The 12,031-nt window shown below is 30.9% G+C and carries 9 protein-coding genes and 1 tRNA gene; all 10 read right to left on the bottom strand.

Annotated elements, in window-relative coordinates:
- Positions 1–91: 91 nt before the first annotated feature.
- Positions 92–182, bottom strand: a tRNA-Ser gene (locus tag HYG85_RS10815).
- A gap of 468 nt (positions 183–650) precedes the next feature.
- Positions 651–1,574 (bottom strand): ABC transporter permease, encoded by a 924-nt coding sequence (locus tag HYG85_RS10810; RefSeq protein WP_212693466.1) that lies wholly within the window; start codon positions 1,572–1,574, stop codon positions 651–653.
- Complete coding sequence (locus HYG85_RS10805; RefSeq protein WP_212693465.1) at positions 1,571–2,683, bottom strand: ABC transporter permease; 1,113 nt, start codon at positions 2,681–2,683, stop codon at positions 1,571–1,573. Before HYG85_RS10805 ends, HYG85_RS10810 begins: the two co-directional genes overlap by 4 nt.
- Positions 2,683–4,173: an ABC transporter ATP-binding protein gene (locus HYG85_RS10800; protein ID WP_276515035.1), complete on the bottom strand. Its 1,491-nt coding sequence runs from the start codon at positions 4,171–4,173 to the stop codon at positions 2,683–2,685. Before HYG85_RS10800 ends, HYG85_RS10805 begins: the two co-directional genes overlap by 1 nt.
- A 114-nt stretch (positions 4,174–4,287) precedes the next feature.
- Entirely contained in the window at positions 4,288–5,430 is a 1,143-nt protein-coding gene (locus HYG85_RS10795; protein ID WP_244971310.1) for a BMP family lipoprotein, read from the bottom strand.
- Positions 5,431–5,789: 359 nt separating this feature from the next.
- Complete coding sequence (locus HYG85_RS10790; protein ID WP_113672980.1) at positions 5,790–6,275, bottom strand: hypothetical protein; 486 nt, start codon at positions 6,273–6,275, stop codon at positions 5,790–5,792.
- Between the two features lie 59 nt (positions 6,276–6,334).
- Positions 6,335–6,886 carry a Fe-S-containing hydro-lyase gene (locus tag HYG85_RS10785; protein ID WP_113672979.1) on the bottom strand — a complete coding sequence of 184 codons (552 nt, stop codon included), beginning with the start codon at positions 6,884–6,886 and terminating at the stop codon, positions 6,335–6,337.
- Positions 6,887–6,917: 31 nt separating this feature from the next.
- Complete coding sequence (locus HYG85_RS10780) at positions 6,918–7,760, bottom strand: fumarate hydratase (RefSeq protein ID WP_113672978.1); 843 nt, start codon at positions 7,758–7,760, stop codon at positions 6,918–6,920.
- 132 nt (positions 7,761–7,892) lie between these two features.
- Positions 7,893–9,239: an S-layer homology domain-containing protein gene (locus HYG85_RS10775; protein ID WP_212693464.1), complete on the bottom strand. Its 1,347-nt coding sequence runs from the start codon at positions 9,237–9,239 to the stop codon at positions 7,893–7,895.
- Positions 9,240–9,451: 212 nt separating this feature from the next.
- Entirely contained in the window at positions 9,452–12,001 is a 2,550-nt protein-coding gene (gene gyrA / locus HYG85_RS10770; protein WP_212693463.1) for a DNA gyrase subunit A, read from the bottom strand.
- Positions 12,002–12,031: the final 30 nt, after the last annotated feature.

Raw genomic sequence — 12,031 nt, 5'->3', positions numbered from 1 at the left:
GAGACAACGAAATATATCTTATCATGCATTTCAACATTTGTCAACAACTTTTTTTATTTTTTTTTAATTATTTATTTTACATAATTGTTAATGGCGGAGAAGGAGGGATTTGAACCCTCGCGCCGCGTGAACGACCTATACCCTTAGCAGGGGCACCTCTTCAGCCACTTGAGTACTTCTCCACAACTGAATTATATAAAATATTTAATTATGCCCTAACGAGTAGCGCAAAAGTTATTATACTAGAGGATACCTATAATGTCAATACGTTTTTTATATTTTTTATTAATTATTATATTTTATACATATATACTATATCGAAAATACTCGATTATACTCTGATTTAGGGGATATATATGCCTTTTAGGTATACTTATATCCCTATTAAATGTACTAAACTTTTCTTTTATGGTGTCTAGATATATATACCAAGGAGTATTAATCGCTATTAATCTAGTTAACCATACCTTTATATACAAGATATAGTAATTAAACCTTGATAATTACTATATCTTGTATAACTTAATCTTGTATAACTCAATATAAAATTTATTTATTATATTTTTTATATAATTAATCTTCAATTTATAACTATAGCTAGTAATAATACTAATCTATAACTAAAATATACTGGCTTTTAATATCTATACTTATTCTTTTATGTATGGTTCTCCATCAGCTGCTGGTGGAACAGATTTGCCTATAAATCCCATAAGTATTACTATTGTCAATACATATGGAATCATTGATAATACATCTATAGGTATAGGTATATTCTTTCCACCTAAGAAGACAACCAATGCTTGAGCTCCACCAAATACTAAACATGCTCCTAATGCACCTTGTGGTTTCCAATTTCCAAATATCATGGCCGCCAAGGCAATAAATCCTTGTCCAGATATTAAAGTTGGAAAGAAATTAGATGCTACTGCCAGGCTCATGGAAGCGCCGCCAAAACCTGATAATACCCCAGACAATATTACACATATATATCTAGTCTTATGCACGCTGATTCCTAAGGTATCTGCAGCTTCTGGATGGTCTCCAACTGCTCTAACTCTAAGACCTACTTTAGTCTTATATAATATAAACCACATAATTATTGCAAATAGAAATGCTAAGTAAACTGTTATTTCTTGATCAAATATATTATCTAAAAACGAATACTCAGGAAACACTCCCTTAAATAATTTGGGTATTTTATTTTCTAGAGGAATACTTTTTGTCATAAATTTTCCATCAAAAAATTTTCTGCATAGGAACAATGATAATCCTGGTCCCAAAAAATTAATAGCAATACCAGAGACAACTTGATCAGCTCCAAGTGTAACAGATGCTACTGCGTGTAATAATGCTAATAGACCTGCACCTATTCCAGCACATATTAGTCCAAGCCACCAAATTCCTGAATAATAACCTACAGTAGCCCCTATAAAAGCTCCCATAGTCATCATACCTTCTAATCCAATATTAAAGACTCCAGATCTTTCTGATATAACGCCTCCTAATGAAGTATATATAAGAGGTGTAGAATACATTAATGTAGTTCCTAATATAAACCCTATACTATTCATCTAGTCACCCCTTTTCTACCTGTTAAACGTTTTAATACTTTAACGATTCTAGGAATTGCTATAAAAAATATAATTGTACCTATCATTATACTAATTATCTCTTTTGGAGCTTCAATAGGTCTAGCCTGTATTTTGGAGCCTCCGTATTTTAGCGCTCCAAAGAATAATCCTGAGAAAATACATGCTATTGGTGAATTACCTGCTATCAGAGCGACTCCGATTCCGTCTAGACCATATCCTTCCATTGCAGATAGGGTGGTTATACCTTTTGATACACCAAGTATCATTAGAGCACCAGCTAGTCCACTAACAGAACCTGAAATGAACATGGAAGTAACAATATTTCTCTTTACATTAATTCCACCATATTCAGCAGCAAATTTATTGTAACCAACAGCTCTTAATCTGAAACCTAGGGTTGTTTTATTTAATATGAACCAGATTAATATTGCAACTAATATAGCTATTATGATTCCATAATTGACTGGAGCTTTTAGAATATCTCTTATTCCAGGATGGTCTAACAACCACTCTTTTCCCGATTCAGAGTTTTTGAACCCTTCTAAAAACACAATACTAGCACTATCTTTGATAGTATGTGCTTTATTAGTACGTTCAAAGAATGCAGGTATATTAATAACAGCATTATGAGCATATAAAGCAATCCAGTTCAACATGATAGATGATATTACCTCATGTATACCGAATTTTGCTTTTAAAGCTCCGATTAAAGCTCCCCACAACCCTCCAAATATAATTGCTACAATCATAACTACTATAGGGTGAATTACTGGAGGTAGGTTGAAAAAATATCCTGCCATTGAAGCTACGATTGTTCCTACTATAAATTGTCCTTCTGCTCCAATATTCAATAATCCTGTTTTTAAGGCAAATGCTATAGAAACACCTGTTAATATTAATGGAGTAGATTTGATTATCGTATATGCAATGTACTTAGGTTTACTGAAAACACCTTTTACTATAACGCCATATATCTGAAGTGGATTATACCTGGCAATAAGTAATATAATAGCTGTTATAATAAATCCAAACAATATTGACAAGAGCGTCATCTTGGTAGTTGATTTTAATAGTTTTTTCTTCTCCATTATTTTTTGCCCCCTGCCATCTCTAATCCTAATTTTGCTTCAGTTGCTTCTTTTGCATCTACTACATATTTGATTTTCCCTTCATATATGACTGCAATACGGTCCGATACATTCATTACCTCATCAAGCTCTAATGAAACTAATAATACAGCCTTATTCCTATCTCTTTGCTTTACCAATTCTTTATGTACGTATTCTATAGCTCCTACGTCAAGACCTCTTGTTGGTTGTGTAGCTATGAGAAGATCGGGGTTATTCATTATCTCTCTAGCTATAATGACTTTTTGCTGATTTCCACCGGATAAAGATTTAGCTAACACGTTTTCATCAGTTGGTCTTATGTCAAATTGTTTAATCAAATTCTTAGCATTATCAATTATCTTATCTTTTTGTAGGATACCTTTTTTAGAAAATGGTTCTTTATGATAATTTTCCAGTATCATATTTTCATATATACTAAAATCAAGGACTAACCCAACTTTTTGCCTGTTTTCTGGTATTGTTGATACTTTATTATCAATTATTTTTCTAGGTGTCATATTGGTAATGTCTTTCCCGTTTATCTTAACATGTCCTTTTTCAATTTTTCTTAGTCCTGTTATAGCTTCAACTAATTCACTTTGTCCATTACCATCTACACCAGCTATTCCAACTATTTCTCCTCTCTTGACTTCTAGAGATAGTCCATCAACAGCAACTAGACCCCTGTTGTTTTTTACTGTAATGTTATCAATGGACAATACTGTATCTGATGTTTCTCTATCCTCTTTTGGTACTTTGAATGTTACTTCTCTACCTACCATTTTGGCTGCTAGCTCTTCTTCCGTTACCTCATCTACTTTAACTGTATCAATTCGTTTTCCTCTTCTGATTATTGTACAATTGTCAGCTACCTGTTTTATCTCCTTTAACTTATGAGTTATTATTATTACTGATTTACCTTCTTTTGTTAAATTATCAATTATAATAACTAACTCTTTTATCTCTTGTGGTGTAAGCACGCTTGTAGGTTCGTCTAATATTAATATATCAGCTCCTCTATATAGAGCTTTTAGTATTTCCACCCTTTGCTGCATACCTACGGTTATATCTTCTATTTTGTCATCAGGATTTACATATAAACTATATTTTTCAGATAATTCAACAATCTCTTCTTTGGCTTTTTTCATATCTAACACACCATATTTAGTTATCTCACTGCCAAGAATAATATTCTCTACTACTGTAAAAGGTTCAACTAGCATGAAATGTTGATGGACCATGCCTATTCCATTAGCTATTGCTACATTAGGATTATTTACATTAACTTTATTACCATTAATATATATCTCACCACTTGTTGGCTCTATCATTCCATACAATTGATTCATTAGAGTAGATTTACCTGCTCCATTTTCTCCTAATAGTGCATGAACTTCTCCTTTATATACTGTAAGATTGATATTATCATTAGCAGTTAGATGACCAAATTTTTTAGTAATGTTTTTCATTTCAATTACTCTGGTTTTATAATCTATATTATGCAAAGTATCTATCCTTTCTCTATTTAGTTGGCTAAAATCACAGCTCAGACAATATGCCTGAGCTGTTTAGGAGTCAAATAACTATTTATCACCATATAATTCATCATATTCTTCTCTTGTCTTAGGAACAACTATCCTACCTGCTTTTATATCTTCCTCTAATTTAGCAACTTCTTCTAATATATCTTCTGGTACAGCTTCTGCCGATGTTGGAGCTATTCCTACTGCTCCATCGCTTAATCCGTAATTTTTATTAGTTCCGCCTTCAAATTTCCCATTTTTAAGATCTTCTGCAACCATAAATATTGCCTGGTCAACTCTCTTGACTGCTGATGTGATAATTGCATCTTTTCCTAGTTTTGCTCTTTGATCTTGGTCTACACCAATAACATATTTTTCATTTTCAACAGCTGATTCTATAACTCCAGTACCAGTAAATCCAGCAGCATGGAATATTATATCAGCTCCGTTTTGATACATACTATTAGCTATTGCTTTACCTTTTGCTGTGTCACCAAAATCATTGGCATATTGAATTTGTATCTTAGCATCTGGATTAGCGGTTTTTACTCCAGCTCTATATCCACTCTCAAATCTCCAGATAACATCAAATTCCATACCACCTACAAAACCTACATTATTTGTTTTTGTCATTTTACCAGCTATGTATCCAACTAAGAAAGATGGTTCATGTTCACTGAATGTAACACCTAATAGATTATCTAATGGTTCTTCATATGCATTATCTATAATCGCATATTTTCTGTCTGGATTAGTTTCAGCTGCCTTGTATACAGCATCTGCCATTAGATATCCAATACCCCATATCAAATCATTACCTTGGTCATATAATGTTTCCAAGTTAGGAGCATAGTCAGATTCTTGAGTTGATTCCATATATTCTGGAGTTATACCTAAATCTTTTTGAGCTTTTTCTAATCCTTCCCATGCAGATTGATTAAATGATTGGTCATTTATTCCACCTGTATCAGTTACCATACTTATTTTTAGATTTACATTATCTTGAGCTTCGTCTTGATTATCTTCTGTGTTATTATCTTCTGTATCATTTATGTCTTCTTGTGAGTCTGCATCAGATTCTTGATCATCAGTTACTTCATTTCCTTGACCTATTGTGTCTTCTTCTTTTTTCTCTCCACAACCAGTTAGAAGTAGAGTGAACACCATAGTCAGCATAACAATAATTGATAATACTTTTTTCATCTTATAACAATCCTCCCATATCTACATAAAAATATTAAATTATTACAGAAAAAATATTGTTTTTTACCAACTGTCAAGCTTGGTATTTTACCTTTATAAATTGAAGAATTAAATATTAATCTAATATTAACAAATCATCCAACTCATAATAAGAAAACTTATTTTTTTTGTAATAATCTTATACTTATATTACCATATCATGGGGGTTTTGTCATAATTTTTAACAAAATAATAATTATTATTGTAAAAAATACAAAAAAATAATATATCAATACGCAAATGTTATTGATATATTATTTATATAAGTAATGTATTATTCAATTATAATTAATTTTGTAAAGTATCTTTCAATTAAAACTTTATTTAGTAATATTTAATAATTTAATAAGTTCTTCTGAAGGTTGAATTTCGAATAAATTCAATTCATCATCCTCTTCATATATGCAATAATATATATCTAGGTTCTTAAGATTTTTATTTAACTTCTTTCTTTTGTTATATTTCTTTTTTTTATCATTAGCATAATCACTACTGGTAATAGGTTTAATTTTCTTTATTTGATTAGTGTTTATATTCACTAATATCTTTTCTTTTGAACCTGTTATTTCTTGTATGATGAATTCATTTTCAATCAACATGTATTTGTAAGAAGTTATATATTTTTTTATAATGATATAAGATAATATTGTTGCTATTATTAATGTCAAACCATCGATGATACTTGTATTAATCTTTAATGTGTTTCCTAAGAAATTAAAAAGTATTAATAGTATTGCACCTATTATTATAAAAACAAGCATTTTTAATGGTGATATTTTTTCTCTTTTTGTTATTTCTTGATGCATAGTTACATCCCCTAACTCTTATTTATTATATTTTAATAGGATATTTGTATAACCTTTATCTATATAATCTTGTATTTATTCTTTTCTGTTTCGTATAGATTGTTTCCTTCACTGTCAATGACAACTACTACAGGTAGATCTTTTACTTCCATTTTTCTCACTGCTTCAGTTCCTAGGTCATCATAAGCTATTACTTCAACTTTTTTGATTTTATCAGCTAGAAGAGCTGCTGCTCCACCAACTGCTGCAAAATATACTGCTTTATTCTTTATCATGCTTTCAATTACATCTTTGCTCCTGTCACCTTTTCCTATCATACCTTTTAGGCCTCTATCCAATAAGTAAGGTGCATATGGATCCATTCTATAACTTGTAGTTGGTCCTGCTGAACCAATTATTTCACCTTCTTTTGCTGGTGATGGTCCTACATAATATATAACACTATCCTTAACATCAAAAGGTAGTTCTCCACCTTTTTCTAATTGTTCAACCATTCTCTTATGGGCTGCATCCCTAGATGTATATAATACACCTGATAATAATACTTTGTCTCCAGCCTTGAGATCTTTAACTTTTTCCTCTGTTAGAGGAGTACTTATTTCTACAGTCATATTCTATACCTCCCACAATCTTATAGACTGATTAAATAATTCGTGTGCTATGTCTAGTAGCATGACAACTAATATTGACAGCGACTGGTAATCCAGCTATATGCGTTGGATAAGTTTCAATGTTTACAGCCAGTGCTGTTGTCCTTCCACCTAATCCTCCTGGTCCAATTCCTAGTTTATTAATTTTATCTAATAATTCTTCTTCCATATCTTTAATATATTCTTTTGATGAGTAATTGCCTACAGGTCTTAGTAAAGCTTTTTTTGCTAGAAAAGCAGCTTTTTCGAATGTGCCTCCTATACCAACTCCTACTATCATAGGTGGACATGCATTACCACCAGCTTGTTCTACTATGTTCAATATAGCTTTTTTTGCGCCTTCTATTCCATCAGCTGGCTTTAACATAGCAATCTTACTCATATTCTCACTACCGAATCCTTTTGGGGCAACTGTTATTTTTATTTTATCGCCCTCAACAATATCATAGTGAATTATTGCAGGAGTATTGTCTTTTGTGTTTTCTCTGAAGAAAGGATCTTTTACAACAGATTTCCTTAGATAACCTTCTTCGTATCCCTGTCTTACCCCTTCATTTATTGCATCGGTTATAGATGCACCTGTTATATGTACATCCTGCCCTATTTCACAAAATATAACTGCCATCCCTGTATCTTGACACATAGGCATCATCTTGTTTTTTGCTATCTCTGCATTTTGTTGTATTTGTTCTAATATATCTTTTCCAATTGGTGATTCTTCCTTGTTTTTATATTCTTTTATAGTATCTAATATGTCTTTACTTACATAACAGTTGGCTTCTATACACATTTCTTTAATCTCTTTTGTTATAAGATTAACTGATATTTCCCTCATAGAAATTCCTCCTTACAAAAAAAATTTATGTTAATATATAAATTAAACTTATATATACCTCTTTCTATCTTAATCAATTAAAACTTATTCGTCAAGAAAAAGCGCAAGTAAGTCAGAAAAAGGATATTAATCTTAGTTAATATCCTTTTTTACATTATATATTTCTTGATATAGATTTATTATTCTTTTATATTCGGATTCTGTTATTTCTCCTTTTAATTCATTACTTCTTACTCTACTTAACAATCCGATCTCTTCCGCTTTTTTCATATAATTTACGGCCCAGTTGCTGACACTATGATAGCTGTAACTGTATGATTTATATTCGTTCAATTTAATTTCGCCATTTTCTTTTTCATAGGCTCTAATCAATAAAGTATATACTTGTTCTTTTGTTATATTTTGATTAGGACGAAATGTATCATCGCCAAAACCACTTACTAGATCATTTTTATAGGCTGTGTAAATATATTTGGCGTCATTTGATTTTATATCTATGTCTTTGAATACTTCTTTTGGTTCTAATATATCAATTTTCAAAGCTTTTACAAGATATTCAGTGAATTTGGCTCTATCTAAGGGATTATCTTTTGCTTCGGTCTTAAAATTCACCGTATACTTAGATTTTTTTTCACTGGGTATTGTACTATTTTGAAAAATGAAATCTACATTTATTGAAACCTGGTAATTAGTATTATATTCTAATTTTTTTAGAGGCAATATTATTAAACTGTTATCAATGTATTTATCATCCTGAGGTAATATTATTTTGGTTTTAACTTCAAGTCCTTTATCTTCATTCTCCAGTTTTATATCATTGTTGTATATTCTTCTTATTTTATTTTTATCTGAATAGTAACTTAGTGTAATGGGCAAGCCTACATTGCTAGATTCTATATCCAAATCTCTATAGGGATTTATTTTATAATTATTTTCCCAAGTTATAGGTACACTTTCCATCTTGTCATAAGGGTATATTACAATTTTTTTATTTTTTACTGTCAAGTCCCTAGATTTTCCTCCAAGGTCATATGTGTACATATCTTTATATGAACCCATACCTATATGTTGATACAGTGGATCTAAAAATGATATTCTGGAATATGGATTATTAATTAAATCTACAACCCCATTTTTGTAGCTATCCAAATTATTATTTATAAATTCTGTTATATAAGGATTGAAGTATGAGTAATAGGATGCTCTATCCCAGCTATATCTTCCTCTATAATATTTGTTTCCACTTTCCTCAATAAGGGAGAAATTATTATTTACAGACATATATTTACTATGATTAGCAGCAGATGATTCCAACTGTTTACTATTCTCTATAGATCTGACTGATACTTTTTCTCTTATCCCATTTATATATTCAATAGCTTCGTCTGGTTTATCTTCGGAAGCATAGATGTTTATATTACAGATGATACTCACAGCTATAATTAAATATAATACTTTTTTTATATTCTTTATTATCACTTCTTCACCTCCAACATAAACTAAGCATTTAGTTATATGTTAATAGTTAACTAGTCCTCTTATACTATTATAACAGATATACTAAGATATACTGTTACATGTATATTACAACTTGAAGTCAATAATCAGGCTTTTATCAGCAATAATTCAAAAGAAAAAGGCTACATAAAGTCTTATTGAACTTTATGTAACCTCTTTTTGTTATTCTTATATTATTGTTTATTTTCTTCTTCTTTTTCTTCCTGTAATTCTTCGTCTGGATCTATTTCTTCTATTTCTTCTATTTCTTCTATCTCTTCAATTTCTTCTTCATGGGTTACTTCTTCTTTTATTCTTGCAATACCTGCTACAACTATATCATCATCTAAGTTCATTAGTCTAACCCCTGAAGTGACACGACCAAATCTGGATATATCACTGACTCTTATTCTGATAACTATACCTTCTGTAGTTATTATCATAAGTTCATTATCTTCATTAACCGCTTTTATTCCTATTACATTACCTGTTTTTTCAGTTATTTTATAGAATTTAACTCCTTTACCACCACGTCTTTGTGTAGTAAATTCATCAATATCAGTTCGTTTTCCTAATCCATTTTCTGATACTACCAATAAGTCAGTACCTTGTGATGTTAACTGCATACCTATTACTTCATCATCATGGTTCAGATTCATACCTCTAACACCCATGGATGTTCTACCAATAACTCTTACATCACTTTCGCTGAAACGGATACATTGTCCATATTTTGTACCTAGTATTATGTCTTGTTTATTATCTGTTAATTTAACTTCAATTAAATCGTCATCTTCTTTTAGAATTATTGCTTGAAGACCACTAATTCTGATATTTACATATTCCATGATATTACTCTTCTTGATAATACCTTTTTTAGTTGCCATAAGAAGATATCTGTCTTCTCTATATTCACTTAGAGGTATTACAGCTGTTATTTGTTCGTCTGGATCTAACTGTAATAAATTAACTAAAGCTGTACCTCTTGCTGTTCTACTAGCTTCAGGTATTTCGTATGCTTTTAATCTATATACTTTACCTTTGTTTGTAAAGTATAATATAAAGTGATGAGTAGATGTAATGAATAGGTTCTGTATGAAATCCTCATCTCTCGTTTGCATACCTTTAATACCTTTTCCACCTCTGTGTTGACTTTTATAAGTGTTTATTGGCATTCTTTTAATATATCCAAGATGAGTCATAGTAATAACTGTTGGCTCTTTTTTGATAAGGTCCTCTAAAGAGATTTCTCCTGCATCATAAGTTATTTCTGTCCTTCTTGGATCACCATATTTTTCTTTGATTATTAATATCTCTTCTTTGATGACAGCATATAATAATTTATCATCTGCTAATATGGCTTTTAATTCTTTTATCTTTTCCATTAGTTCTCTATATTCGTTTTCAATCTTTTCTCTTTCCAAACCAGTTAACGCTCTAAGTCTCATATCGACTATAGCTTGGGCTTGTATTTCACTGAACTGGAATCTATCTATCAAATTAAGTTTGGCTTCAGCAGTACTTTTGGAAGCTCTTATTATCTTAATGACTTCATCAATAAATTCTAAAGCTTTTAACAATCCTTCTAAGATATGTGCTCTATTCTCAGCTTTTTTCAATTCATACTTAGTTCTTCTTGTGACAACTTCTTTTTGATGCTCTAAATAGTATACTAGCATTTGTTTTAAGTTGAGTATCTTAGGTTCATTTTTCACAAGAGCAAGCATATTGATACCAAATGTGTCCTGTAGCTGAGTATGTTTGTATAATTGATTCAATATGACGTTAGCATTAGCATCACGTTTTAATTCAATTACAACACGCATACCTTTACGGTCTGATTCATCTCTTAGGTCAGAAATACCTTCTATTTTTTTCAGCTTAACCAATTCAGCAATCTTTTCTATTAATCTTGCTTTATTAACTTGGTAAGGTAGTTCTGTAACTATAATTCTCTGTTTGTTTCCTGGCATTGGCTCAATATCAACAGCTGCTCTTACTTTAACCTTGCCTTTACCAGTTCTGTAAGCTTGTTTTATACCATTTTGTCCTAATATTTTACCATAAGTAGGAAAATCAGGTCCTTTTATTATTTCTAGAAGTTCATCTATTTCAGTTTCTCTATCTTCAATTGTTTTGTTATCAATTATTTTAACTACACCATCTATTACTTCGTTTAAGTTATGAGGTGGTATATTAGTTGCCATTCCAACTGCAATTCCAGATGTTCCGTTTACTAGTAAGTTAGGAAATCTTGCTGGTAAGACTTCAGGTTCTTTTAATGATTCATCAAAGTTAGGTTTGTAATCAACAGTATCTTTACCTATATCAGCCAATAATTCCATTGACATCTTACTCATTCTAGCTTCTGTATAACGCATTGCAGCTGCACTATCACCATCAACAGAACCAAAGTTCCCATGACCATCTACTAATAGATATCTAGTAGAAAAATCTTGTGCCATACGAACCATTGCATCGTAAATAGAACTATCACCGTGAGGGTGATATTTACCCATTGTATCTCCAACGATTCTTGCTGATTTACGGTAAGGTTTATCAGGAGATAAATTAAGTTCACTCATTGAATATAATATTTTCCTATGAACCGGCTTCAATCCATCTCTTACATCTGGTAGTGCTCTTGAGGCAATAACACTCATGGCATAGTCAATATATGATTTTTTCATTTCATCCTGTAAATCAACGGATATTATTTGATCGTATTCTTGTCTTTCATCCATTATATTAATCCTCCCAAATTAACAATGTTA

The sequence above is a fragment of the Vallitalea guaymasensis genome (assembly GCF_018141425.1).
In the GTDB taxonomy this organism is placed as follows: Bacteria; Bacillota; Clostridia; order Lachnospirales; family Vallitaleaceae; genus Vallitalea; species Vallitalea guaymasensis.
The sequence above is the reverse complement of the archived record's forward strand: the minus strand, read 5'-3'. Positions and strand labels throughout refer to the sequence as shown.